General features: G+C 63.3%; 23 protein-coding genes and 1 pseudogene. 15 read left to right on the top strand and 9 right to left on the bottom strand.

Going from position 1 to position 25,632, the window contains the following annotated elements:
* The first annotated feature begins 44 nt into the window (after positions 1 to 44).
* From nrdH to nrdE, 3 genes are all read left to right on the top strand, one after another.
* A complete protein-coding gene (gene nrdH / locus ACFWAD_RS14075; RefSeq protein WP_019747886.1) occupies positions 45 to 275 on the top strand; it encodes a glutaredoxin-like protein NrdH in 231 nt (76 codons plus the stop codon).
* 82 nt (positions 276 to 357) lie between these two features.
* On the top strand, positions 358 to 837 hold the full coding sequence (gene nrdI / locus ACFWAD_RS14070; RefSeq protein ID WP_230812772.1) for a class Ib ribonucleoside-diphosphate reductase assembly flavoprotein NrdI: 480 nt from the start codon (positions 358 to 360) through the stop codon (positions 835 to 837).
* A complete protein-coding gene (gene nrdE, locus ACFWAD_RS14065) occupies positions 795 to 2,978 on the top strand; it encodes a class 1b ribonucleoside-diphosphate reductase subunit alpha (protein WP_378449137.1) in 2,184 nt (727 codons plus the stop codon). Before nrdI ends, nrdE begins: the two co-directional genes overlap by 43 nt.
* Positions 2,979 to 3,040: 62 nt before the next feature.
* Here nrdE and ACFWAD_RS14060 read toward each other — a convergent pair whose 3' ends face one another.
* Both ACFWAD_RS14060 and ACFWAD_RS14055 read right to left on the bottom strand, forming a co-directional pair.
* The gene (locus ACFWAD_RS14060; protein WP_003944723.1) at positions 3,041 to 3,253 is read right to left on the bottom strand and encodes a hypothetical protein; all 213 of its coding nucleotides are present in this window, start codon (positions 3,251 to 3,253) and stop codon (positions 3,041 to 3,043) included.
* A gap of 12 nt (positions 3,254 to 3,265) precedes the next feature.
* Positions 3,266 to 4,183: an SPFH domain-containing protein gene (locus ACFWAD_RS14055; RefSeq protein ID WP_378533891.1), complete on the bottom strand. Its 918-nt coding sequence runs from the start codon at positions 4,181 to 4,183 to the stop codon at positions 3,266 to 3,268.
* Positions 4,184 to 4,353: 170 nt separating this feature from the next.
* Between ACFWAD_RS14055 and nrdF the strand changes: the two genes are divergently transcribed.
* Positions 4,354 to 5,319, top strand: coding sequence for a class 1b ribonucleoside-diphosphate reductase subunit beta (nrdF, locus tag ACFWAD_RS14050; protein ID WP_003944744.1), 966 nt, complete (start codon positions 4,354 to 4,356; stop codon positions 5,317 to 5,319).
* Positions 5,320 to 5,414: 95 nt separating this feature from the next.
* Here nrdF and ACFWAD_RS14045 read toward each other — a convergent pair whose 3' ends face one another.
* The 3 genes from ACFWAD_RS14045 to ACFWAD_RS14035 form a co-directional block, all read right to left on the bottom strand.
* Positions 5,415 to 5,888 (bottom strand): NUDIX domain-containing protein, encoded by a 474-nt coding sequence (locus ACFWAD_RS14045; RefSeq protein WP_378544710.1) that lies wholly within the window; start codon positions 5,886 to 5,888, stop codon positions 5,415 to 5,417.
* A gap of 66 nt (positions 5,889 to 5,954) precedes the next feature.
* Positions 5,955 to 7,049, bottom strand: coding sequence for an iron-siderophore ABC transporter substrate-binding protein (locus tag ACFWAD_RS14040; protein WP_378544707.1), 1,095 nt, complete (start codon positions 7,047 to 7,049; stop codon positions 5,955 to 5,957).
* Positions 7,050 to 7,098: 49 nt separating this feature from the next.
* Complete coding sequence (locus ACFWAD_RS14035) at positions 7,099 to 8,094, bottom strand: ABC transporter substrate-binding protein (RefSeq protein ID WP_378544704.1); 996 nt, start codon at positions 8,092 to 8,094, stop codon at positions 7,099 to 7,101.
* 350 nt (positions 8,095 to 8,444) lie between these two features.
* Between ACFWAD_RS14035 and ctaD the strand changes: the two genes are divergently transcribed.
* The 4 genes from ctaD (at position 8,445) to ACFWAD_RS14015 (ending at position 13,186) form a co-directional block, all read left to right on the top strand.
* Positions 8,445 to 10,235 carry a cytochrome c oxidase subunit I gene (ctaD, locus tag ACFWAD_RS14030; RefSeq protein ID WP_020907234.1) on the top strand — a complete coding sequence of 597 codons (1,791 nt, stop codon included), beginning with the start codon at positions 8,445 to 8,447 and terminating at the stop codon, positions 10,233 to 10,235.
* 116 nt (positions 10,236 to 10,351) lie between these two features.
* A complete protein-coding gene (serB, locus tag ACFWAD_RS14025) occupies positions 10,352 to 11,572 on the top strand; it encodes a phosphoserine phosphatase SerB (RefSeq protein ID WP_020969288.1) in 1,221 nt (406 codons plus the stop codon).
* Positions 11,569 to 12,354, top strand: a complete 786-nt coding sequence (locus tag ACFWAD_RS14020; protein ID WP_378544701.1) for a peptidyl-tRNA hydrolase — start codon at positions 11,569 to 11,571, stop codon at positions 12,352 to 12,354. The genes serB and ACFWAD_RS14020 overlap by 4 nt, the downstream gene beginning before the upstream one ends.
* A gap of 37 nt (positions 12,355 to 12,391) precedes the next feature.
* Complete coding sequence (locus ACFWAD_RS14015) at positions 12,392 to 13,186, top strand: YitT family protein (RefSeq protein ID WP_378544698.1); 795 nt, start codon at positions 12,392 to 12,394, stop codon at positions 13,184 to 13,186.
* Here ACFWAD_RS14015 and glgX read toward each other — a convergent pair.
* A pseudogene (gene glgX / locus ACFWAD_RS14010) lies at positions 13,099 to 15,141 on the bottom strand (glycogen debranching protein GlgX); the annotation flags it as partial. The gene ACFWAD_RS14015 and the pseudogene glgX sit on opposite strands and share 88 nt — an antisense overlap.
* Before the next feature lie 51 nt (positions 15,142 to 15,192).
* Here glgX and ACFWAD_RS14005 point away from each other — a divergent pair.
* Genes ACFWAD_RS14005 through ACFWAD_RS13985 form a run of 5 tightly spaced genes read left to right on the top strand, consistent with a single transcriptional unit; the run spans position 15,193 to position 19,908 of the window.
* Positions 15,193 to 16,014 (top strand): ABC transporter ATP-binding protein, encoded by an 822-nt coding sequence (locus ACFWAD_RS14005; protein ID WP_003944728.1) that lies wholly within the window; start codon positions 15,193 to 15,195, stop codon positions 16,012 to 16,014.
* Positions 16,015 to 16,070: 56 nt separating this feature from the next.
* Positions 16,071 to 16,889 carry an NUDIX hydrolase gene (locus ACFWAD_RS14000; RefSeq protein WP_378544695.1) on the top strand — a complete coding sequence of 273 codons (819 nt, stop codon included), beginning with the start codon at positions 16,071 to 16,073 and terminating at the stop codon, positions 16,887 to 16,889.
* Positions 16,890 to 16,899: 10 nt separating this feature from the next.
* Positions 16,900 to 17,679, top strand: a complete 780-nt coding sequence (locus ACFWAD_RS13995) for an enoyl-CoA hydratase/isomerase family protein (RefSeq protein WP_378544692.1) — start codon at positions 16,900 to 16,902, stop codon at positions 17,677 to 17,679.
* Positions 17,680 to 17,732: 53 nt separating this feature from the next.
* Positions 17,733 to 18,749, top strand: coding sequence for a class I SAM-dependent methyltransferase (locus ACFWAD_RS13990; RefSeq protein ID WP_003944733.1), 1,017 nt, complete (start codon positions 17,733 to 17,735; stop codon positions 18,747 to 18,749).
* A 1-nt stretch (position 18,750) separates the two neighbouring features.
* On the top strand, positions 18,751 to 19,908 hold the full coding sequence (locus tag ACFWAD_RS13985) for a class I SAM-dependent methyltransferase (protein ID WP_378544689.1): 1,158 nt from the start codon (positions 18,751 to 18,753) through the stop codon (positions 19,906 to 19,908).
* A gap of 1 nt (position 19,909) precedes the next feature.
* Here the strand turns inward: ACFWAD_RS13985 and ACFWAD_RS13980 are convergent, their stop codons facing one another.
* Positions 19,910 to 21,217, bottom strand: a complete 1,308-nt coding sequence (locus ACFWAD_RS13980) for a PQQ-binding-like beta-propeller repeat protein (protein ID WP_378544686.1) — start codon at positions 21,215 to 21,217, stop codon at positions 19,910 to 19,912.
* Positions 21,218 to 21,354: 137 nt separating this feature from the next.
* Here ACFWAD_RS13980 and ACFWAD_RS13975 point away from each other — a divergent pair, with 137 nt between their 5' ends.
* Positions 21,355 to 22,119 carry an acyltransferase gene (locus ACFWAD_RS13975; protein ID WP_283303684.1) on the top strand — a complete coding sequence of 255 codons (765 nt, stop codon included), beginning with the start codon at positions 21,355 to 21,357 and terminating at the stop codon, positions 22,117 to 22,119.
* 97 nt (positions 22,120 to 22,216) lie between these two features.
* The gene (locus ACFWAD_RS13970) at positions 22,217 to 22,852 is read left to right on the top strand and encodes a maleylpyruvate isomerase family mycothiol-dependent enzyme (RefSeq protein ID WP_378544684.1); all 636 of its coding nucleotides are present in this window, start codon (positions 22,217 to 22,219) and stop codon (positions 22,850 to 22,852) included.
* 2 nt (positions 22,853 to 22,854) lie between these two features.
* On the opposite strand, the gene ACFWAD_RS13965 is transcribed toward ACFWAD_RS13970, so the two are convergent.
* Both ACFWAD_RS13965 and ACFWAD_RS13960 read right to left on the bottom strand, forming a co-directional pair.
* Entirely contained in the window at positions 22,855 to 24,099 is a 1,245-nt protein-coding gene (locus tag ACFWAD_RS13965; protein WP_283303686.1) for a glycosyltransferase family 4 protein, read from the bottom strand.
* The gene (locus tag ACFWAD_RS13960) at positions 24,096 to 25,622 is read right to left on the bottom strand and encodes a 1,4-alpha-glucan branching protein domain-containing protein (protein WP_378545339.1); all 1,527 of its coding nucleotides are present in this window, start codon (positions 25,620 to 25,622) and stop codon (positions 24,096 to 24,098) included. The genes ACFWAD_RS13965 and ACFWAD_RS13960 overlap by 4 nt, the downstream gene beginning before the upstream one ends.
* Positions 25,623 to 25,632: the final 10 nt, after the last annotated feature.

Below are 25,632 nucleotides of genomic sequence, written 5' to 3'. Positions count from 1 at the left end.
ATCACTACATCGGCCTTTGTTGGCTAAGCGAAAGAGGGACTCTCATGAGCATCACCGTCTACACCAAGCCCGCTTGCGTTCAGTGCAATGCCACCTACCGCGCCCTTGACAAGGCCGGTCTCGAATACAACATCATCGACATCACCGAGGATGCCGAAGCCCGCGACTACGTCATGGCTCTCGGGTACCTCCAGGCGCCCATCGTGGTTGCCGGTGAAGATCACTGGTCGGGCTTCCGTCCCGATCGCATCAAGACCCTGACCGTCGCTGCTTGAAGCGCCGCAGTGTCGGCGGTGGACACCTCCGCCGACACATCTGAGTAGTTCCGGGCACCGTACAAGAAAATGGTGACAACCGATGACTTCGCTGGTCTATTTTTCCAGCGTGTCGGAGAACACCCACCGATTCGTTCAACGTCTCGGCCTGCCTGCGACACGTATACCCATCCATGACCGTGACGGCTCATTTCGCGTAGACGAGCCCTATGTGCTGATTCTGCCCACCTATGGTGGCGGAGCCACCGTGACAGGGCGCGACACCAGTTATGTGCCGAAGCCGGTCATTCGTTTTTTGAACAATCCACACAACAGGTCGTTGATCAGAGCAGTGATCGCGGCGGGAAACACCAATTTCGGTGAGTCCTTTTGCTATGCAGGAAACATCATTTCCCAGAAATGCCACGTTCCTTTTCTGTACCGGTTCGAACTCATGGGCACTGCCGAGGACGTAGACCGAGTACGAGAAGGCTTGGGGGAGTTCTGGAATCATCTCGAAACAGAGAAGGAGCACGGGCAGTGGCGCCAACCATCACTGACACGATCGCGGCAGGAAGCGTAGAGCGTGATGCACGCGGCGGTGATTCCACCAACGGTCTCGACTACCACGCACTCAACGCCATGCTCAACCTGTACGGCGCGAACGGTGAGATCCAGTTCGAGATGGATGTCGCCGCAGCCCGTCAGTACTTCTTGCAGCACGTCAACCAGAACACCGTGTTCTTCCACAACCTCGACGAGAAGCTGGACTACCTCGTAGAGGAAAACTATTACGAGCCAGAGGTTCTCGATCAGTACTCACGTACTTTCGTGAAGTTCCTGATCGATCACGCGTATGCCAAGAAGTTCCGCTTCCCGACGTTCCTGGGTGCGTTCAAGTACTACACCTCCTACACGCTCAAAACCTTCGACGGTAAGCGCTACCTCGAGCGTTTCGAAGATCGTGTCTGCATGGTTGCGCTCACGCTGGCCGCAGGCAACGAAGACCTGGCCGTCGAACTCGTCGACGAGATCATCGCCGGACGCTTCCAGCCCGCCACCCCGACGTTCCTGAACTCGGGTAAGAAGCAGCGCGGCGAGCCCGTGTCCTGCTTCCTGCTTCGCATCGAAGACAACATGGAGTCCATCGGTCGCTCCATCAACTCGGCACTGCAGCTTTCCAAGCGCGGTGGCGGTGTTGCCTTGCTGCTCACCAACGTTCGAGAGCACGGCGCGCCGATCAAGAAGATCGAGAACCAGAGTTCGGGTGTCATCCCGATCATGAAGCTTCTCGAGGACTCGTTCTCCTATGCCAACCAGTTGGGTGCGCGTCAGGGCGCCGGAGCTGTGTACCTGCACGCGCACCACCCCGACATCTACCGATTCCTCGACACCAAGCGTGAGAACGCCGACGAGAAGATCCGTATCAAGACCCTGTCTCTGGGCGTCGTGATCCCGGACATCACTTTCGAACTGGCGAAGAAGAACGAGGACATGTACCTGTTCTCGCCGTACGACGTCGAGCGCATCTACGGTGTTCCGTTCTCCGACATCAACGTCTCCGAGAAGTACTACGAGATGGTCGACGACAAGCGAATTCGCAAGTCCAAGATCAAGGCTCGTGAGTTCTTCCAGACCGTCGCCGAATTGCAGTTCGAGTCGGGCTACCCGTACATCATGTTCGAGGACACGGTGAACCGGGCCAACCCGATCGAAGGCAAGATCACGCACTCGAACCTGTGCTCGGAGATCCTGCAGGTTTCGACGCCCTCGCTGTTCAACGACGATCTTTCCTACTCGAAGGTCGGCAAGGACATCTCCTGCAACCTGGGTTCGCTGAACATCGCGAAGACCATGGATTCGCCCGACTTCGCCAAGACCATCGAGGTCTCGATCCGCGGTTTGACAGCAGTGTCCGACCAGACGCACATCTACTCGGTGCCGTCGATCGAGCAGGGCAACAACGACTCTCACGCCATCGGCCTCGGTCAGATGAACCTGCACGGATACCTCGCTCGTGAGCGGATCTTCTATGGCAGCGAAGAAGGCATCGACTTCACGAACATCTACTTCTACACCGTGCTCTTCCATGCGTTGCGTGCGTCGAACAAGATCGCCATCGAGCGCGGCTCGTACTTCAAGGGTTTCCCGGAGTCGAAGTACGCCTCGGGTGAATTCTTCGACAAGTACACCGACCAGGTCTGGGAGCCGGCAACCGACAAGGTCCGCGGACTCTTCGCCGATGCGCAGCTGCACATCCCCACCCAGGACGACTGGCGTGAGCTGAAGGCTTCGGTCCAGAAGCACGGTATCTACAACCAGAACCTTCAGGCCGTCCCGCCGACCGGCTCGATCTCGTACATCAACTACTCCACCAGCTCCATCCACCCGGTGGCGTCGAAGATCGAGATCCGCAAGGAAGGCAAGATCGGTCGCGTCTACTACCCGGCGCCCTACCTGACCAACGACAACCTGGAGTACTACCAGGATGCCTACGAAATCGGGTACGAGAAGATCGTCGACACCTATGCTGCCGCAACGCAACATGTCGACCAGGGCTTGTCCCTGACGCTGTTCTTCAAGGACACCGCCACCACGCGTGACATCAACAAGGCGCAGATCTACGCGTGGCGTAAGGGCATCAAGACGCTCTACTACATCCGTCTGCGTCAGATGGCACTCGAAGGTACCGAGGTCGAGGGCTGCGTTTCCTGCATGTTGTAAGGGCTTCGCCCCCCCGTGCGCCTTTTTGGTAGTGACTGCTACCGAAAAGGCGCACAGGGGTATCAGGCCGGCGGACGGCCGGGGCCGTGCATCTTGCCGGCATTCTTCGGCATACGACCGTGTTCGGTAAGTGCGCGCCGAAGGAGAAACTCGATCTGGGCGTTGGTACTTCGGAGGTCGTCGGCCGCCCACCGGGCGAGCGCGTCGTGCACCGCAGGATCCAACCGAAGCAGGATCTTCTTACGCTCGGATCTCGGAGCTGGATCCGTGGCCATGTGGCCTTTCCTTTACTGGTAGAGCGAACCGGTGTTCAGCACCGGTTGTGCGTCGCGGTCGCCGCACAGCACGACCAGAAGGTTACTGATCATCGTGGCCTTGCGTTCCTCGTCGAGTTCGACGACGTGCTTTTCCTCGAGCTGCTTGAGTGCCATGTCGACCATGGACACCGCACCTTCGACGATTTGCTTGCGGGCGGCGATCACAGCACCCGCTTGCTGGCGCCGAAGCATCGCGCTGGCGATCTCCGGTGCATACGAGAGCCTGTTGATCCGTGTCTCGATCACTTCGACACCTGCCGCCCGCACGCGGGCGTGAACCTCCTCCGACAAGGTGGTTGTGATGATATCGGCGTTCTCGCGCAACGAAACTCGGCCTTCGGCGTCGTACGGATAGCTGCCGGCGATATGGCGGACGGCCGCCTCGGTCTGCACCGAGACGAACTCCTCGTAGTCGTCCACCTGGAACGACGCGAGCGCAGTGTCGGCGACTTGCCAGACGACCACCGCCGAGATCTCGATGGGATTGCCGTCGGCGTCATTCACTTTCGCCTGACCGGTCTCGTGGTTTCGGATACGCGTGGAGATCGATCGACGGACGGTCAGCGGGTTCGTCCATCGCAGTCCCGGCGTGCGCAGGGTGCCGCTGTACGAGCTACCCAGGAGTTGAAGGACTCTGGCTTGATTCGGTTGCACCAACGTCAGGCCCATCAGCAGGGGGAGTGACGCGATGAACAGCACCACTCCGACCGGAATCAGGGCGAAGAGTCCCAGAACTCCGCCAACGACGGACAGTGCGATTCCGGCCAGGAACAAAAGGACGCCGCCGAGAAGCATCCACCCGCCGGACAGGTCCCAGCCTGGGCGTTCGGCGATCGTGGTGGTGGCGACACCGGTCGGTTTCTCGGCCACGGTAGGGGTGCTGGTCATGCGAGACTCGCTTTCCATCGGTAAGTGATATTTAATTGATATCACATTTTTGATCCTTGTGGAGGGGCGCGTGCGACACATGTTGTTGTGTTGGCATCGCGGACCCGACACAACGGGTAGTGTTCAGGCAAGCCAACATTCGGCAGTATCTCTCTCGCTAGGTAGGAATTATGGTCAAGCTGGTCAGTCGCGTTTCCGCCATCAACTGGAACCGCGTCCAGGACGAGAAGGACGCCGAGGTGTGGGATCGCCTCGTCAGCAATTTCTGGCTGCCCGAAAAGGTGCCGGTCTCCAACGACATCCCGTCCTGGGGAACGCTGACCGCGCAGGAGCAGCAGCTCACGATGCGTGTCTTCACGGGTCTGACATTGCTCGACACCATTCAGGGGACCGTCGGCGCAGTCAGTCTCATCCCCGACGCAATCACTCCCCACGAAGAAGCGGTCTACACCAACATCGCCTTCATGGAATCGGTGCACGCCAAGAGCTACAGCTCGATCTTCTCGACGCTGTGCTCCACGCCGGACATCGACGACGCGTTCCGCTGGTCGGAGGAGAACCCCAACCTGCAGCGCAAGGCGCAGATCGTTCTCGACTACTACAACGGCGAGTCGCCGCTCAAGCGCAAGGTCGCCTCGACGCTCCTCGAGAGCTTCCTCTTCTACTCCGGCTTCTACCTGCCGATGTACTGGTCCTCGCGCGCCAAGCTCACCAACACCGCTGACCTCATCCGCCTCATCATCCGTGACGAGGCCGTCCACGGGTACTACATCGGCTACAAGTACCAGAAGGGCCTCGAACAGCTCACCGAGGCCGAGCGCGAAGAGCTCAAGAACTACACGTTCGAGTTGCTCTTCGAGCTCTACGAGAACGAGGTCGACTACACGCAGGACCTCTACGACGGCGTCGGTCTGACCGAGGACGTCAAGAAGTTCCTGCGCTACAACGCCAACAAGGCACTCAACAACCTCGGCTACGAAGGCCTCTTCCCGAAGGATGAGACGGACGTCAATCCGGCTATCCTGTCGGCACTTTCACCGAATGCGGACGAGAATCACGACTTCTTCTCGGGCTCGGGTAGCTCCTACGTCATCGGCAAGGCCGTCAACACCGAAGACGACGACTGGGATTTCTAGAGCGACCCGCTCGGGATTTCTAGAGCGACCAATACACCGAAGCCCGATTCCTGCACACGCAGGAATCGGGCTTCGGTCGTCCATGGGGGAGTGGACTAGCGCAGAAACCACGCTTCCGGCTTGTCCTGCAACGCTTTTTCGAGGCGTAGTCGCGAGGTGTCGGTCATGTCCGAGGGCAATTCGCCCGGCGCGAACCATGCGACCTCGAGGTTCTCGTCGTCCGCCACATGCGCTTCTCCGCCGGTCCACTTGGCCAGGAAGCACACGTCCAAGTACTGAGTCACGTCGCCGTTGGGGTACGTAATGGGTTCTGTGACATCGACACTCGTGATCCGAATCAATTCGGCGTCGACTCCGGTTTCTTCCTTCGCCTCCCGCACCGCCGCCGACGACGGTTCCTCGCCGGGCTCGAGAACGCCGGACACGACGGCCCATTGACCGTTGTCGGCTCGGCGGGTGAGAAGGACTCGGCCGTCGTCGTCGCGAATCACGACGCTCACTCCGGACAGCCACAGTGGGGCATGACCGACCTTCTCGCGCAGGGCGACAATGAATTCCGGGATCGGCATGGTCAGAAACCGACCATCACAGTTGCGGCGAGCTGCCTCGAATGTGGGAGTCGTGTTTCGTTCCGGTCAGCTCGCATATCCGTTCAAGGTTCCCTTCAAATCCGCCAATACGGCATGGGCGGCAGTCATCCCGTTTCCGTTCCAGATGTCGTCTTCCGCCACGAACACGCGCCGATCGGAGGCGGCGGCGAGGTCCTGCCACTGGTCGCTCTTCATGACCTCGGTGCCGTAAGTACGACCGTTCGGCCCGTCGAAGAGGACGTAGATCAAGTCACCTTCTGCTGCGCTGAGATCGTCGGCCGGAATCGGTGCTGTGGTCGCATCGGTCAATCGCTGAGCCGGTGGGCGCCGGACGCCGACGTCGTTGAGGATCTGTCCGGCGAAGGACGCGGGACCCTCGATCTGCAGGTCCTTCGCACCGAACCGAACCACTGATGCCTGCGTCTGTGATGCATTCAATGTGTCGCCGAGTTGCACGACGTCCTGCTGGTATCGATCGAGCTCCGTCGCCGCCGCTGACGAGCGGCCCAGTGCCTGACCGGCGAGCGCGAACTGAGCTTTCCAGTACACGGGATCGGACCCGGCGAACACGGTGGGCGCGATGGCGTCGAGTTGCCCGTACAAACCGTCGGACGCCGGACTCGACCCGAGGATCAAGTCCGGCGCGGCGGCCTTCACGGCGTTGACGTCAGGTGCGCTCACGGGACCGACACTCGGAATTTCCGAGATGCCGAAACCGAGGTACGACGGTTGAGGCGAGTCGACGCCGGTCGCAGCGCCCACCACGCGCTCCCACAGTCCGAGGGCGCACACGGCGTCCATCGAGACGCTGTCGAGGACCACGATCCGTTGTGGATCGGAAGGAACCTCGGTTTCGCCCGCAGTGTGCACCACTCGACGCTTCACCTCGGGGCCCGCGCCCGGGTCGGCCGGCGTCGGCGTCGGGCAGGCGGTGGCGGTGTCGCGTTCGATGCCCATCACGCCGGCACCGGCGATCGACGTAGTGGTCCGGACGATGGTGCTCGCGGGATCGTCCGACGAGTCGGACGAGCAACCACCGAGGACGAGCATCGTGGCGGCGATCCCCAGGATCGAGACACGACGAATGGACGTGTGGGCAGTCGTGCGTGAGAGAACAGTCGTGCGTGAGAGAACAGACAAGTCGACGGCTTCCTGTGTGAGCGGGCGCCGTTCAGGTTAGCTGCTCGACTCAGCTGTTCTGCTTGTCCACCTCGAACGTGTCCGAGAGGTCGTCGAGGATCATGTGCGCGCCCTGGATGCTGACCGGCGACATCCAACGTGAATCGTCCACGTCTACCTTCCGTCCTCGAAGGGTCTGCCACAGCGGGCTCTCGAGGAACGGCTTCGCAGCTTCAGCGCTCTTGCCCTCGGCGTCCTGCCAGGTGCTGATGAAGATGACGTCCGCGTCGGCCTCGTTGATCAGCTCGGGGCTGATCTTCATCATGATGTTGCCGGCGTCGGCGGGGTCGGGCCCCTGGTTGTCGGGGCGCTTCAGTCCGGCGTCCTGAAGAACGATGCCGCTGAACGAGGTGGTGCGGTAGAGGCGTGCGGTCGGTTCACCGGCGAATCGGACCACCGAGATGACCGGGTTGTCGGCCTTCTCGTTGATTTCCTTGCCGACGGCAGCCGCGCGAGTTTCGTACTCGGTGATCTTCGACTCAGCCGAAGACTCCTTGCCGAGGGCTTCACCGACCAGGCGAATGTTGTCCTTCCACGTCGGACCGGTCGTCTGGGTGAAGACGGTGGGCGCGATCGCGGAGAGTTGCTCGTAGTTCTTCCCGTCGCGGACCTCGGCGGAGATGATGAGGTCCGGCTGCAGTGCGGCGATCTTCTCGAGGCTTGCGCTGCTGACCGTGCCGACCGAGACGGCGTCCGCGGCGAATTCCTCCCGGGAGGATCCGAGGTAGTTGGGCAGACCGGGCTCGCGGTAGTCGACATAACCGACGAGCGGGGATTCGAGGAGAAGGACGGCGTCGGTGAAGCTGTTGTCGAGCGCGACGATCCGCTGGGGCGCAGCCGGGATTTCGGTGCTTCCGCGGAAATGTTCGACGGTGCGGGGGAATTCACCCGACTCGGTCGAGGTGGTGGTTGCAGCCGGTTCGTCGTTGCTCGAGCAGGCCGGAACGACCAAGGCGATCGAGGCTGCGACCGCTACCAGCGCGGCACGGCGGGGAAAGAATTTCACTGATTGACTCCTGAGATGAGTTAGGCGAGGGTGACCTTATCAGTGGAGGAGTTGGCCGAAAACGGACACTGGCCGAAATCTTCGACGGGTGCGACACGCCGATTCGGAAGTGGGTTCGGACTCCCCAGGGAACATAAACCGCAGGTCGTTCGTTCGGTTCCGCGAAAAACGGATGCTCGAGTACGACGCAGAGTAGGACCGGGTCGCGGTGCCTCGGAGTCACGGTCTACGATTCGATGAGCGCAAGCCAGAAGCCGTTGTCCGCAGCCCGGGCGACGGACCCTGCGGGCGCAACCAAGGGCTCTGTAACGGAGTCTGCGGAGCGACCAAAGGCACATTCAGGAGGATCAGTGACTGCCGTAGCGCCCCAGCCAGTCCCCACGATAGCGCCGGCCAGGCCTTACCCGCCGCGGCAGGGACCCAAGGGCTCATTCATTTTCAAGATGATCACGACCACCGATCCCAAGGTGCTCGGAATCATGTACTTGGCGACTTCCATCGCCTTCTTCCTCATCGGTGGCCTCATGGCACTGATGATGCGTGCCGAACTTGCTGTACCCGGCATGCAGTTCCTTTCCAATGAACAGTTCAACCAGCTGTTCACCATGCACGGCACGATCATGCTGCTGCTGTACGCGACCCCGATCGTCTTCGGCTTCGCGAACTACATTCTTCCGCTCCAGATCGGTGCACCCGACGTCGCGTTCCCGCGTCTGAACGCGTTCAGCTACTGGCTGTACCTGTTCGGCGCGATCATCACGACGGCCGGATTCGTCACGCCCGGTGGCGCAGCAGACTTCGGTTGGACGGCATACACGCCGCTCACCAGCGCGCTGCACAGCCCCGGCGTCGGCGCCGACCTGTGGGTCTTGGGTCTGGCTGTCGCCGGCCTCGGCACCATCCTCGGTGGCGTCAACATGGTCACCACCGTGATCTGCCTGCGCGCACCCGGTATGACCATGTTCCGCATGCCGATCTTCACCTGGAACATCTTCATCACCAGCATCCTGATCCTGCTGGCGTTCCCGCTGCTGACCGCTGCATTCATGGGCCTGTTCGTCGACCGCCATCTCGGTGGACACATCTTCGACCCGGCAACGGGTGGTGTGCTCCTGTGGCAGCACCTGTTCTGGTTCTTCGGTCACCCCGAGGTGTACATCATCGCGCTGCCGTTCTTCGGCATCGTGTCCGAGATCTTCCCGGTCTTCAGCCGTAAGCCGATCTTCGGCTACAGCGGCCTGGTGTACGCAACGCTGGCCATCGCCGCTCTGTCGATCGCGGTGTGGGCTCACCACATGTACGCAACAGGCGCTGTTCTCCTGCCGTACTTCTCGTTCATGACGTTCCTGATCGCCGTGCCGACAGGTGTGAAGATCTTCAACTGGATCGGAACGATGTGGAAGGGGCAATTGACCTTCGAATCGCCGATGCTGTTCTCGATCGGCTTCCTGATCACCTTCCTATTCGGTGGTCTGTCGGGTGTCATCCTCGCGAGCCCGCCGCTCGACTTCCACGTCACGGACAGCTACTTCGTCGTCGCCCACTTCCACTACGTGGTCTTCGGCACGGTCGTGTTCGCCACGTACGCCGGTATCTACTTCTGGTTCCCGAAGATGACCGGTCGCATGATGGACGAGCGCCTCGGCAAGTGGCACTTCTGGACCACGTTCGTCGGCTTCCACGGCACGTTCCTCGTTCAGCACTGGCTCGGTGCCGAAGGTATGCCGCGTCGTTACGCCGACTACCTGCCCTCGGACGGATTCACGGTTCTTAACTCGGTGTCCACGATCTTCGCCTTCGTACTCGGTGCCTCGACGCTTCCGTTCATCTGGAACGTCTTCAAGAGCTACCGCTACGGCGAAGTTGTCACCGTCGACGATCCGTGGGGTTACGGAAACTCGCTGGAGTGGGCAACCACCTGCCCGCCGCCGCGTCACAACTTCACCGAGTTGCCGCGCATCCGTAGCGAGCGTCCGGCGTTCGAGTTGCACTACCCGCACATGGTGGAGCGGATGCGCGCGGAAGCGCACGTCGGCCCCGGCCACGGCGGGAAGAACGCCAGCACCGTGCTCGAAGATGCTCGTCACGAGCCGCTGACAGTCGGGGACGAAGGCGACCCCGGCACCGACAGCCGCTCCTGAGCGAAGTAACACACTGAAGTAATCAGCGAAGGCCCCGCCCGAGTAACGGGTGGGGCCTTTCGCTTGGCACAATAGTGACGATAAAGACGCGAACGAAGAAACGATCGGAGTTTTCGGTGGGTGCCTCTGACACCACTGTTCTGGTGACTGTGACCGGGCCGGACCGCCCTGGCGTCACCTCGGTATTGTTCGCGGCGCTGTCGCGGCACGATGTTCGTCTACTCGACGTGGAGCAGGTGGTGATTCGAGGTCGACTGACACTCGGAGTCATGGTGGCCTGCCCGAACGATCCCGAAGCGCTTCAGGAAGAACTCGAACAGGCGATGGCGACAGTCGGAATGAACGTCGACATCGAAATCGGTGCCGATCCCGGACGGCCCGCGGTATCTACCCACGCGGTAGTTGTTCTCGGCAGCCCGGTCAATGCTCGCGCTATGCGATCGGTTGCACGCGAACTCGCGAAGCAGGGCGCCAACATCGATTCGATCCGTGGTGTCGCCGACTATCCCGTCACCGGTTTGGAACTCAGCGTCAGTGCGGCCGATACCGTCGACGGCGACGCGAAGCTGCGCACCGGACTCGCCGAGGTTGCCGCACTCGAAAACGTCGACATCGCGGTCGAGCGCGCAGGTCTCGCTCGCCGGGCCAAGCGTCTGATCGTGTTCGACGTGGATTCGACGCTCGTTCAGGGCGAGGTCATCGAGATGCTGGCCGCGAAGGCCGGCGTCGAGGACGAGGTCCGCGCTGTCACCGAAGCTGCAATGCGCGGCGAGATCGACTTCACCGAATCACTGCACCAGCGGGTTGCCACACTCGCCGGTCTCGACGCCTCCGTCATCGACGAGGTGGCAGAGAGCATCGAACTGACGCCGGGTGCTCGCACCACCATTCGTACCCTGCGTCGTCTCGGATTCCACTGCGGTGTCGTGTCCGGCGGCTTCCGCCAGGTCATCGAAGGCCTCGCGCACGAACTCGAACTGGACTTCGTACACGCCAACACTCTCGAGATCGTCGACGGCAAGCTGACCGGGCGTGTGATCGGTGAGATCGTCGACCGGGCTGCGAAGGCCGTGGCGCTGCGCAAGTTCGCCGATCAGGTCGGTGTGCCGATGGAACAGACCGTGGCCGTCGGTGACGGTGCCAACGACATCGACATGCTCAACGCTGCGGGCCTGGGTGTGGCGTTCAACGCCAAGCCTGCACTGCGCGAGGTAGCGGACGCGGCTCTGTCGCATCCCTTCCTCGATGCTGTGCTGTTCATTCTCGGTGTGACTCGCGACGAGGTCGAGGCGGCAGACGCAGTCGACGGTGGCGTACGACGCGTACCGATTCCATGAGTTCCGATCCAGCAGTCACCTCCGATCCAGCTGTGATGTCCGGCCCCGATTCGCGCTGGCGCGAGCGCCACGCGGTGCTGGCTGCTGGGTACGGAGGGCGAGACGATCCCGCGGATCCGGCGCTGGTGTTGGCGATGCCGATCGTTCTGCACATTCCGAAGGCAGACCCGCCCAAGCGCACCGCACTGCTCGAGGCTGCGGCAACGGCGGCTGTGGCGCTGTGTCTGGACGAACGCGTCGGGTTCACCGAAGACGGGGAACCCGGCCCCTGGCACGAGGACTATTCGGCGTGGGTGGGTGCCCGGATTCGGAAGGTGTCTCGTCGAGCGCGAGGAGCGCAGTGGCTCGCCGCGCTGGAGGTACCGGGAATCACCGTCGATGTGGATGGCGCGCAGGCGCGGGCTCTGGTTCCCGGGCTGGTCGGAGAACTGGACCCGCGAATCAAGAAGTTGCAGATCGGTGGGACCGATCTCGAGCACGACGAGCCTGGCCCGCCGGAGCCTGGTCTTCCGGTGCTGTGGATCGACTCGGCGCTCGAGATGACGGTTGGCAAGGCGTCGGCACAGGTCGGGCATGCCTCGATGTTGTTGGCGGCGGCCATGTCCGAGAAACAGTGCTGGGCCTGGGCGCAGAACGACTTTCGCTGCTCAGTGCGCGACGCGAGCCCGGAACAGTGGGCCGAAGCAGTAGTTCGGCTGAAGAAGTCGGAGGCCGTCGCGGTTCGTGACGCTGGTTTCACGGAAGTGGCACCAGGCTCCATGACAGTCATCGCGGTTCCGTAGAGACGTAACCGACCAGTCCAGTATCGGTAACTTGGCTATGGATGAACAGTCCAGTGGCCTTCAAGATGGTCGAGTGTTGATACGGAGATTCGCCTCGCTGTTCGTCGGTCTGTGGTTGTACGGCTTCTCGATGGCCATGATGATCACGGCCGGTCTTGGTTTGGATCCCTGGGACGTGTTTCATCAGGGTGTGGCCGAGCACGTTTCGCTCAGTTTCGGCGTGATCACTGCGATTACCGGTGCGGTGGTACTGCTGCTCTGGATTCCGATCCGCCAGCGGCCGGGATTCGGAACGGTCGCCAATGTCGTTGTAATTGCCATCTCGGTGGATACCTCACTGGCCTTCTTGCCCGTCTTTGATTCCATGCCAGTTCGAGCCGTGATCATGGTCGCGGGAATCCTCCTCAACGGACTGGCCAGCGTTCTCTACATCGGCGCGGGCATGGGGCCGGGCCCCCGCGACGGGTTGATGACCGGACTGGTGGCGCGCACCGGCTTGTCGGTCAGGCTCGTGCGTACCAGCATCGAAATCGCGGTCCTCTCTACCGGATGGCTTCTCGGTGGAACCGTCGGCGTCGGAACCGTGTTGTACGCCTTCGGAATCGGACCGACCATTCAATTCCTGATCAAGGTGCTGCCGGATTCCATGACAGCAGCGGTGACCGGCGGACGTGAAACCGAACGTAAGGCCAAGACCGTGGGTCCGGTCAACGAAATTTCGGTGCCGACGGAAACTTCCGCGGTCGAGGCAGGCTCTCCGGTGGGTGACGCCGAATCGAACGATGCAGTCAAGGTGCCGTCGAACCATTCCGGAGTTCCGACGGTGACTTGAGTCGGTCCGCCGGAATGCAGGATCAGGAGCCAACTGTCGTCACCGAGAGGACGCCCGGTCCGCGTGTGAGACCGAACGTCGGCGCCGTCGATCCAGGCCTGCAGGGTTCGGTGAGCCTCGTCGTACCACGCGGTGTCGTCGAACTCGATGCCGGCAGCGTCGAACCAGACGAGGTCCGGGTGGTCCAGTCTTCTTCTGCCTTCGAAGAATTCGGGCTGACGCAACGCCGGTGCCGCTCGGCGTAGTCCGAGAGCTCGGGAGACGAATCGCACCAACGACTGATCGGCGCTCGTCCAGTCCAGTGCCCACGACTGTGCAGGGGAGGCGAGAGCGGGAACACAGTACGCGTTGTTGTTCCCGCCCAGGCTGTGGCCGAACTCATCACCGGCGGTGAGCATCGGTGTACCTGTCGACAGCATGAGCGTGGCGAGCAGCGCCCGTACGTGGCGCGCCCTGGCGTCCTGAATTTCGGGATCGGTGCTCGGACCTTCGATTCCGTGGTTGAACGAATCGTTGTGATCGGCGCCGTCACGATTGTCTTCACCGTTGGCCTCGTTGTGCTTGTGGTCGTATGTCACTAGATCGGCGGCCGTGAACCCATCGTGCGCGGTGACGAAGTTGATCGATGCCCAGGGGCGACGGCCGCTGCCGGCAAAGATGTCCTCGGAACCGGCGAGGCGCGACGCGACCTTCCGGACGCTGGAGCCGCCGTTCCAGAACTGGCGAATGGTGCTGCGGTACTTGTCGTTCCATTCGGACCACTGGAGTCCGAAGTTTCCGACCTGGTATCCGTCGGCAGTCGCATCCCAGGGTTCGGCGATGAGCTTGCACCGAGTCAGTACCGGATCGGAGGAGATAGCCGACAGGATTGACGCGCGCTGGTCGAAGCCGCCGCCGCGCGGCCGACCCAACGCGCTCGCGAGATCGAATCGGAAGCCGTCGACACCCATTTCGGTGGCCCAGTAACGGAGGCTGTCGGTGATCATGCGGACGGCGATGGGGGAGCAGGCGTCGACCGTGTTGCCGCACCCGGTCAGATCGATGTCGCGGCCGTCTGTGTCGAGAAGGTAGTAGCCGGGACCGTCCAAACCTCGCCAGCTGACACTGATTCCGTCGACGCTCTGCTCGCAGGTGTGGTTGTAGACGACGTCGAGGATGACCTCGATGCCTGCCGCGTGAAGTGCGTCGACCATGATCCGGAACTCGGTGACTTCGCCGCCCGGAGTTGCCGCGTATCCGGGATGCGGGGCGAAGTACGACGCCGTCGAGTATCCCCAGTGGTTGCGCATCCCTCGCTCGCGGACGCTCTGTTCGGTCAGAAACGCCTGTACGGGAAGCAGTTCCACGGCGGTGACGCCGAGTGAGACGAGGTGATCGATCACGGCCGGTGCCGTCAGGCCGAGGTACGTTCCGCGGTGGGCGGCGGGTACTCCTGGATGACTGGCGGTGTACGAGCCCACATGCAGCTCGTAGATCACGCTTTCCTCCCACGGCGTCTCGAGGCGGGCGGCGGCGGGCACGAGGCCTGGAGTCACCACGGACAGTGGCACGTGGCCGAGCGAGTCGAGCGTCGACGGGTCGCCGAAGGGATCGTCGGCGTACGACAGCAGGGCACGGTGATCACCGAGTTCCCCCTCGATGCGGCGCGCCCACGGATCGACGAGCAGCTTGTGTGGATTCAGTCTCAGCCCGGCTCGCGGATTCCACGGACCGCTCGCCCGAATTCCGTATCGCTGCCCCGCACCGACCCCGGCGATGATTCCGTGCCAGATTCCGTACGTGTGTTGCCGAAGTTCGACGCGATCTTCGTTTCCGGCCTGGTCGATCAGGCAGATGTGGACGCTCGACGCGGCCGGGGCGTGGACCGCGAACTGGGTTCCGGAGTCCACGATGTGGGCGCCGAGGGGGAACGGAGACCCGGGCGTCGGGGTGTGAGTTTCGATGAGAGGCGACACGCAAGATGATCCTGCCGTGAACGGCCGGAGAATGTGCGGGAAGATGTTCGGGTGCCGCTACCTGATCCAGATCTGCTCATCGATTTCGACAATGTACTCATCCGCCGGGGAGGGTCCACTCTCGTGGGTCCCGTCACCTGGAAAGTGGAGCTCGACGAGCGATGGGTGGTGCTCGGACCCAACGGCGCCGGCAAGACGTCGCTGCTGCGCATCGCGGCCGGCGAGACCTTCCCGACCAGTGGTTCCGCCCACCTCCTCGGTGAAGTTCTCGGCAAGGTCGACGTCAACGAGTTGCGCCCGCGAATCGGTTTGTCTTCGTCGTCGTTGGCGAACCGCGTTCCCGGCGACGAGAAGGTCAGCGACCTCGTCGTGTCGGCGGGCTACGCCGTTCTCGGTCGGTGGCGCGAGGAGTACGAATCCATGGACACCTCGCGTGCTGTCGAGATGCTCGAAAGCCTCGGCGCCGAGCACCTGGCGGATCGTACGTACGGGACGCTTTCCGAAGGCGAGCGCAAGCGCGTCCTCATCGCGCGAGCCCTGATGACCGATCCCGAACTTCTTCTTCTGGACGAGCCCGCCGCCGGGCTCGACCTCGGTGGCCGTGAGGAACTTGTGGCCAGACTCGCCGAACTGGCTGCCGATCCGGACGCCCCGGCAACCGTTCTGATCACCCATCACGTCGAGGAAATCCCGCCGGGATTCACTCACGCACTCCTTCTCAAGGAAGGTGAGGTCGTCTCCCAGGGGCTTCTGGACGACGTCATCACCGCCGAAAATCTGAGCGCGGCATTCAGCCAGTCCATCAGCCTCGACAAGGCGGACGGCCGATACTTCGCGCGCCGTGCGAGGCCGTCCGGAGCTCATCGCGCGTGAGCTTCAGTGGGACCTGAAATGCGGCCCAGATCACAGATCGCGTAGGTTCGCGAAGCATGGCTAACGAGAATGCAAACGCTGTCCCCGACCCCAAGGATGCGTCCACCGTCATCTTGGTGCGCGATGCCGAATCCGGTATCGAGATCTTCCTGCTTCAACGAGTACAGGGGATGGCGTTTGCCGGGGGCATGACGGTCTTCCCCGGCGGCGGCGTCGACAAGTCCGACGCGACGGCCGAGGTCGAGTGGGCCGGCCCGTCGGTCGAGTGGTGGGCCGGGCGGTTCAGCACGGATGTGGCTCGGGCGAAGGCCCTCATCTTGGCTGCGGTTCGGGAAACGTTCGAGGAGTGCGGCGTCCTGCTCGCCGGACCGACCGCAGGCACCGTCGTGGCCGACACGGCCGGCTACGCGCAGGACCGGGTTGCCCTCGAAAAGCACGAGCTGTCGTTCAGTGATTTCCTGAAAAAGGAGAACCTGGTCCTGCGAACGGATCTGCTGCGGCCGTGGGCGAACTGGATCACGCCGGTGGGCGAGACCCGCCGCTACGACACACGCTTCTTCGTCGCGGCGTCACCGACCGGACAGATTGCGGACGGAGTCACCTCCGAGGCCGCTGAGGTTCGTTGGCAGAGCCCGCAGGACGCTCTTGCGCATTGGCGTGAGGGTGGCAGCATCCTGTTGCCGCCGACATGGAGTCAGCTGACCGAATTGGCCAAGTTCAGCTCGGTGGCGGAGATACTCGCAGCCGAGCCGGAGATCCCCGTCATCCTGCCTACGCTGATCACCGACGAGGAAACCCTGCGCGTGGAATTCCCGAACCAGGACGGCTACTACACCGCCGGACCGCATCCGTGGTCGATCAAGGCGGCAAAGTAGATTCTCGATCATGGCTGAATTTGTGACTCTCGAAGTTTCCGAAGGCATCGGCACCATCCGTCTGGCGCGCCCGCCCATGAACGCACTGAACCGTCAGGTGCAGGACGAGTTGGCAACTGCCGCACACGCTGCGACCGTCGACAAGACGGTCAAGGCCGTCATCGTCTACGGCGGGGAGAAGGTCTTCGCTGCCGGCGCCGACGTCAAGGAAATGGCCGAGATGGACTACGGCCAGATCCGTGACGCGATCGGTGGCATGCAGGCCGGGCTCGGCGCCGTGGCGTCCATCCCGAAGCCGACCGTTGCCGCGATCACCGGATACGCACTCGGTGGCGGACTCGAAGTTGCCCTTTCGGCCGATCGCCGGATTGTCGGAGACAACGCCAAGCTCGGAGTTCCGGAGATTCTGCTCGGAATCATTCCCGGTGGCGGCGGAACGCAGCGCCTCGCTCGCCTGATCGGGCCGGCCAAGGCCAAGGATCTGGTCTTCACCGGCCGTTTCGTCGGGGCTGACGAGGCGTTGGCCATCGGGTTGGTCGACGAGGTCGTCGCTCCTGACGATGTCTACACCGCAGCCCGTACGTGGGCCTCGCAGTTCGTCGGAGGTGCGTCGCGCGCGTTGGCTGCTGCCAAGGCGGCCATCGACGAGGGTCTGAACACCGACCTGGAATCCGGCCTCAAGATCGAGCAGCATCTGTTCGCCGGATTGTTCGCGACCAAGGATCAGACGATCGGCATGGAGTCGTTCATCGCCAACGGTCCGGGCAAGGCCGAGTTCACGGGCGAGTAGGCTCCCCTAAACTAGAACTTGTTCATCTCTTACCAGCGAGTAGGATAGCCGCCATGACAGCCAGCCCGAATGACGACGCAACCGTCACGCCGCCCGCCGCTACCGACACCTCGGTAGTCGACCCCGCGCCGCGGCCGCACGCCACGGCCGAAGAGGTCGAGGCCGCTCGTAAGGACACCAAGCTCGCCCAGGTGCTCTACCACGACTGGGAAGCCGAAACCTACGACGACAAGTGGTCCATCTCGTACGACGAGCGCTGCATCGACTACGCACGTGGTCGTTTCGACGCCGTCGCGGGCGACCAGCCGCTCCCGTACGAGCGCGCCCTCGAACTGGGTTGCGGCACCGGATTCTTCCTCCTCAACCTGATGCAGGGTGGAGTCGCCAAAACCGGCTCGGTCACCGACCTCTCGCCCGGCATGGTCAAGGTCGCGCTGCGCAATGCCGAGAGCCTCGGCCTGCCGGTCGACGGCCGTGTCGCCGACGCCGAGACCATTCCGTACGAGGACAACACCTTCGACCTGGTTGTCGGCCACGCCGTGCTGCACCACATTCCGGACGTGGAGAAGTCGCTGCGTGAGGTCCTTCGTGTCCTCAAGCCCGGCGGACGTTTCGTCTTCGCCGGTGAGCCCACCACTGTCGGCAACTTCTACGCTCGCTGGCTCGGCCGCGCGACGTGGGAAGCAACCACACGCGTGACCAAGCTGCCGTTCCTCGCAGACTGGCGTCGCCCGCAGGAAGAGCTCGACGAGTCCTCCCGCGCAGCAGCTCTCGAAGCTGTCGTCGACATCCACACGTTCGACCCCACGGACCTCGAGAACATGGCGAAGTCCGCCGGCGCCGATCAGGTCCACGCTGCCACCGAGGAGTTCGCCGCGGCTCTTCTCGGCTGGCCTGTCCGCACCTTCGAGGCGGCTGTTCCGCCGGAGAAGCTCGGTTGGGGCTGGGGGCGTTTCGCTTTCGGTGGTTGGAAGACGCTCAGCTGGGTCGACGAGAAGGTACTCCGCCACGTCGTTCCTCGCGGATTCTTCTACAACGTCATGATCACCGGCGTGAAGCCCGGCAACTGAATTGGGCTATGACTTCACCCTCGGCGACGTCGACTATCTCGGAAGTGATTCCGGCGTAGCGGCCTTGGCCGAAGTGGATCAGCTCGAACTGTCCACGCGTACGCGTCTGGCCGACATCGGCCGGGCGCGTACGCGTTTCGGTGATCACATGCCCGCGCTCGTGGACACCGTCCTACTTCGGCGCAAGGCGGCCGCCAAACTGCCGGGCAGTGAGCAGTGGTTGTTCACGGACGACGCGATGCAACAATCCACTCCTGGCGTTGTCGCGGCCCACCGGGCGCAGCGTCTGATCGGGCGCGACGTCCATGACGTGACGTGCTCCATCGGCGCCGAACTGCACGCATTGACCGGCGTTGCGCATCGCGTGATCGGCAGCGACATCGATTCCGTTCGGCTGGCGATGGCGCAGCGCAATGTGCCGAGTGCAGCATTGTTGCGCGCCGACGCTCTCCGCCCTACGAGCCGCGAAACCGTCGTACTGGCAGATCCCGCAAGGCGATCGGGCGGTCGCCGCACTCATGATCCCGCAGCGCTGATGCCGCCGTTACCAGACCTCATCGAGGCGTACTCCGGGCGAGATCTCGCCGTGAAGTGCGCTCCCGGACTCGATTTCGGCAATCTCGGTTGGGCGGGCGAAGTCGAGGTCGTCTCGCTCGACGGCGGTGTCAAGGAAGCCTGCCTGTGGTCTTCGGGGCTGGCCGAGTCCGGCGTTACGCGTCGAGCTTCGGTGCTTCGCTCCGACGGGACCGGTTGGGCGATCACCGACTCCGAGGACGACGTCATCCCGGAGCAGGCACCGGGGAAGTGGATCATCGACCCGGACGGGGCGGTAGTGCGCGCGGGCCTCGTGCGCCACTACGCGGCCAGACACGGCCTGTGGCAACTGGATCCGCGGATCGCCTATCTGACCGGTGACAGTGTCCCTGAGGGCGTTCGCGGATTCCGGATCCTCGAGCAGATCAAGTACTCGGAGAAACTGCTCAAGCAGACGCTGGCCAAGCGGGACTGCGGTGTCGCCGAAATCTTGGTGCGGGGAGTCGACGTCGATCCGGCAGTGCTGCGTCCGCGGCTCAAGCTGAAAGGCTCGCTCGCGCTGAGCGTCGTGATCGTTCGGATCGGACGATCGGCGTCGGCCTTCATCTGTGAGGCATCCCGCTAGATCACTTGAAGACGAACAGCTCACCGATTGCGCTGGGCGTCAACACTTCGCCCTTGGGGCCGATGGAAGTGCCGACGGTGAAGCCGACCGCGCCCGGCAACGTGTCCTGATCCACCGTCTCGCCGGTTTCGGTGTCGAAGGTGATCAGGCTCAGTCCGTTCTCGCCCTCACGTACGACGGTGTATCCGGTGTTTCCGGCGGTCTGTGCCGGAACACCCAGCTGCAGAAGGTCTTTACGCTCCCAGACGAGTTCGGCGTGATCCCCCTCGTCGCGCACGGCAAGGAGATGCCCCTTGTCGCCGCCGGCGGGGATGATCAGGCCGTCGTCGGACGTCGAGGCGCTGCCCGCCGAGTTGAAGCCGATGTCGTAACTCCACCGCGGGTCACCGGTTTCGGCGTCCACCGCCCAGAGTGATCCGTTGTTGTCGGTGGCGTACACGGTCTTGCCGTCCTTCGACAGGTCCGGGCTCGACGCAGTCCCACCGGGAAGCGCGTCGGTGGACCACTCACGAGTGATGGACGGGTTGTTGCCGCCCGTGTACTTCATGGCGACCAGATCGGCTGCCTGCGAACTGGGTCCGTAGAAGGTGAAGTAGAACTTGCCGGTGCCCAGGTCGACTGCCGGCGTATTGGCCACCGGGCAACCGGACGTGCCGAGGAAGCACTCGTTCAAACCCTTGTTGTCGGGAATGAGTTCTGCATTCGCGCCCTGGTCGATCGTCGGCGGCGGGATCAGGTCGAACGACGGAAGAACCTTTGCGCCGGTCTGCGGATCGAGCACGTTGATCTGGCCCAGTTGCGTGATGAAGAGCAGGTTCCCGTCGCCGGTGAACTGCGACGAGAGCGGGGTGCCGACAACAAGAGTGCGCCAACGTAATTGGCCGGTCTCAGTGAACGACATCATCGCGCCGCTCTCGCCGACGTAGACATTGGTGGCCGTGTCGACGATGGGCGTCGAGGCGACTACGCCGTCGTTGAGTCGAGCGCACCACTTCTTGCGACCCGAATCCATCTGGAACGAAAAGAGATTGCAGCCGTTCTCGGTGCGGGCGGTGACGAAGCTCTGACCGTTCGCGGCGACCGAGGCGTAGGCGGCAACAGGACCGCCGAGGGGCCGTGACCACGCGAACTCGATATCGCGTGATCCGGTGACCGGACTCGTGTCGCTGTTGCGTGCGTCGGCATGCATGGCCGGCCAACCCGCCGACGCGTACCGGTCCACCCGGCCGTCGTCGCTGCCGCAACCGGCGATCAGGACCGCAGCGATCGCCGTCGACACCATCACGGACGACCGTAGGACCCGCCGCATCACAATCTCCCTGCCTTCACTTCGTCAAGAGCCTTCGACAACTGCACAAGCCCGGACCAGAGACTATCCCGACCGGGGCAACGTGACGGGGCACACCCCGAGGGTCGGTGAGTCGGCCCCACGTAGGCTGAACACTCATGACGAGCATGTGGGGCGCACCGTTGCGCACTCGATGGCGGGGATCACGCCGAGGCGACAGCGATCAGGCCAAGTTCTTGACGGTCGATTCCCTCAAATGGGTTCTGGCGAACAAGGCGTACACACCCTGGTACCTGGTGCGGTACTACCGTCTCGCCAAGTTCAAGATGGCCAACCCGCACGTGATCCTGCGCGGCATGGTGTTTCTCGGCAAGAACGTCGAAATCCATTCCACCCCCGACCTCTCCCGCCTCGAGATCGGGCGCTGGGTGCACATCGGTGACGGCAATGCGATCCGGTGCCACGAAGGCTCGCTGCGCATCGGCGACAAGGTCGTCTTCGGCAAGGACAACGTCGTCAACACCTACCTCGACATCGAAATCGGTGCTTCGACGCTCGTAGCCGACTGGTGCTACATCTGCGACTTCGACCACCGCATGGACGACATCAACACACCTATCAAGGACCAGGGCATCGTCAAGGGCCCCGTCCGTATCGGCCCGGACACCTGGGTTGCCGCCAAGGTCACCGTGCTGCGGAACACCCGCGTCGGACGTGGTTGTGTCCTCGGGGCCCACGCCGTCGTCAAGGGAGACATCCCGGACTACAGCATCGCCGTCGGCTCGCCCGCGAAGGCGGTCAAGAACCGCAAGTCCGATTGGGAAGCCGGCGCTGCCGATCGCGCGAAGTACGTCGCCGCGCTCGAGGACATCGCGCGCAAGAAGGCTGCCGCAGACGCTGCCGACGCGTCGTCGACGTCGTAAGCCACTTTTCGACAGATCCCGCGATTACTTTCGGCGCCGCCACCGGTCTGTATCGGTATCGGCGCCGAAAGTCTGCGCCGGTGAAAGGAGTGCCGACATGAGCGAACAGACACCCGAATGGGTCGTGGCGCAGCGCCGCGAACTGGTGGGATTTCTCGAAGTCCTGAGCGCAGCGCAGTGGAACGCGCCGACCCTGTGCGACGGGTGGCGCGTCCGCGAAGTGATCGCGCACATCACCATGCCGTACCGATACTCGGCGCCGCGATTCGTCGTGGAGATGGTCAAGTCACGCGGAAATTTCAACAAGATGTCGAATCGGCGAGCGCTCGCCGACGCGTCGGAAGTTGGTGAGCAACAACTGCTCGCCTCGCTTCGTGACAACGTTGCACATCCGTGGAAGCCGCCGGGCGGCGGCTTCGAGGGCGCGCTTTCGCACGACGTGATCCACGGTCAGGACATTCGCGTGGCACTCGGTGACGATTACGTGGTGCCGGAAGACCGGCTCAGCCGCGTCCTCGGCGGCCTCTCACCCAAAACGGTGAAGTATTTCGGGACGGACCTCGACGGCGCGCGGCTGCGCGCCGACGACCGGGACTGGGAATACGGTGCGGGCGCCGAGGTCCACGGAGCGGCGCAGGATCTGCTGCTGGTGGTGTGCGGCCGGATGTTGCCGCCAGGCCATCTGCTCGGGGATGCGAGTTCTCGCTTCACCGCGCCGCTCCCGACTCCTTGAGGTCAGCGCCCAGGTAGCGGACGCTCGGGTATCTGCGGACGTGCCAGCGGCTGCCGGACCCGACGCTTTGCGCCCGCGTAGACGTGCGCAGTCTCCTCGGCGACCTGATGCCAGTCGAAGTCCGACGTCAGGCGTGCCCGGGCAGCCACGGCCCGCTCCTGTGCCCCGGCGGGATCGTCGAGAACCTCGCGAACTGCCGAGGTGAGGCCGGCGATGTCGCCTGGTTGGAAGGACATGCCTGTCACGCCGTCGACGACGGCCTCGCCCAGTCCGCCTGCGGTGGACGTGATCAGCGGTGTGCCGGCTGCCGCCGCTTCGAGTGCGATGATCCCGAACGGCTCATAGCGCGACGGCAGGACGATGGCATCCGCGCCGTGCAGCCAGCTGAGCAGTTCGGTGTGATCGAGGTTGCCGAGAAAGTCGACGGCCCGCGCGACGCGATGCGTGCGTGCCTGTTGGTAGAGCCAGGTGAACTGGGTACCTTCGCCTGCGATCGCGAGGGTCGTGCCGGGGTGGCTACGACGGATACGGGGGAGTGCCGCGATGGCGTCCTGTACGCCCTTCTCGTATTCCAGGCGGCCGACGAAGAGGAGTTTCGGCGGTCCGGATCGCGGTCCTCGTTCGCGAAAGTTCCACGTGGTCACGTCGATTCCGTTGCGGATGACGGTGATCGGTGGAAGCGTCGGGCCGTAGAGCTCGGTCACTTCTTCCTGCATTGACGCCGAACAGGTTATGAGAGAGTCGGATTCGTTTGCAAGCCACCATTCGACGGAGTGGACCTGACGGTTGATTCGGCCGGAGATCCAACCGCTGTGTCGACCGGCTTCGGTGGCATGAAGCGTGGAAACCAGTGGTACGTCGTAGAATTCGGCCAAAGCGATCGCCGGATGTGCTACCAACCAGTCGTGCGCGTGCACCACATCCGGTTGCCAACCTTCGCCGACGCCCGGCTTGTGCAGCGCCATTCCGGCACGGACCATCGCATGGCCCATGGCCAGGGTCCACGCGAGCATGTCCTCACCGAAGACGAAGTGCGCCGGGTCCTCGGCCACCGCGACGACGAGAACGCCCTCGGAAATGTGCGTGACTGTCGGGTGGGTCGATGAATCGGTGCCGGACGGGCGGCGTGAGAGCACCACGACCTCGTGGCCCGCCGCTGCCAATTCGGTGGCGAGATGGTGGACGTGTCGACCGAGCCCGCCGACGACGACCGGTGGGTACTCCCACGAGACGATGAGAATTTTCACGACGGACTCAGTTCTGTGTCAGGTAGACGGCGAGCATCCAGTCCCGGGAACAACCCGTCGGCGCGATTCCAGCCTTCGGCGAGTCGCACGGCGACGGCATCGCGGCCGGATACCAGCGCTTCGGAGATTTCCCTGGTCGCATGGGCGTGCTTGTGCGCACGTTCGCGGGCGTATCCCGCGGCCGAATCCTTGCTCACCATGAATGCCCAATCGCTCGAAACTGTCATCAGTGTCTCGCGAAGTACCTGATCGTTGACGCGGTTTCGCAGTTCCGGTCGTCCGGGTGCGTTGTCGCGTCCGCGAGACTTGTCCACGGTGCCGAGCGCGGTCTCCACCACTTCGGAGTTCAGTTGCACCAGGTCGGATACCTGATCACCGGCCCACACGCGCCAGTCCTTACCCGATCCCCAGGACGAGTCCTCGAGCTGAACGGGTTCGCCGACGTATCCCGATGCCTTGGCGTCGGCGAGGGTGCCGACGCGGATTCCGGCTTCGGGGAGCGCGCGCAGGAGTTTCTCGAGCCACTGCGGACCTTCGTGCCACCAGTGCCCGAACAGTTCGGTGTCGAAAGCGGCGACCACGAGGGCGTCGCGGCCGATGCGGGCGGATTCACTGCGCAGACGCGCCCGAACGGTGTCGACGAAGTCGGCGACATGCTTGTCGACGGCGGCAGCGGCGAGTTCGGGGTCGTACGGCAACTTGTCGGCGGAGTCGACGGTCCGTCCGGTGACCCGCGACGGCTTGAGGCCCGTCGCGTGGTCGTAGGTGTGGAAGTCGCGGTAGGCAGCGTGGCCCGGGTATCCGGACTTGGGGGACCAGACACGGTAGCTGACCTGCAGGTCGCGACCGAAAGCGACGACGTCGGATTCTCGAACCGGTCGGCCGAGGGACGTGTCGCCGCGCAGGGCGGGGCCGTCGACCATGAAGTGAGTGACGCCGGCTTCGGCGTAACCGCGCTCCATGCCCGGGGTGTACCCGCACTCGGGTCCCCAGATCCCGGTAGGGGTGTGGTTCCACCGGGCATGCGCGTCGGCGAGACCTTCGCGGAGGGAGAAGGCTCGCAAGCGGGGATCGAGCAGTGGTTGGAACGGATGGGCCAGCGGCCCGCCGAGAAGCTCGAATGCCTCCCGATCGATGAGGTCGCGAAATACCGGCGAGGCACCGTGCTGCCAGTGAGTCTCGAAATCTTCGAGAGCGGCTGCTGACGCCCGGTGTTCGCGCGCTCCGAGTTCGCGGTGCGCTGCGTCCGGCATGCCGGCGGCCTCGTGGGCGCGGATCTGCCAGTTGCCGAGCCAGTGATGCATTCCGGCGAGGCAGTGGGGATCGTCCAACTGGGCTGCGAGTACCGGCGTGATTCCCAGCGTCAGCAAGTGCGATCGGCCCTCGTCGGCCAGGCGTCGTAGTGCGGCGGCGAGCGGAATGTACGACGCAGCCCAGGACTGGTAGATCCATTCCTCGCCGACGGGCCATCTGCCGTGGTTGGCGAGCCACGGCAGATGGGAGTGCAGAACCAGGGCGAACATCCCCGGTTCG

The organism is Rhodococcus sp. NPDC059969 (assembly GCF_042738325.1).
Taxonomy (GTDB): Bacteria; Actinomycetota; Actinomycetes; order Mycobacteriales; family Mycobacteriaceae; genus Rhodococcus_F.
The sequence above is the reverse complement of the archived record's forward strand: the minus strand, read 5'-3'. Positions and strand labels throughout refer to the sequence as shown.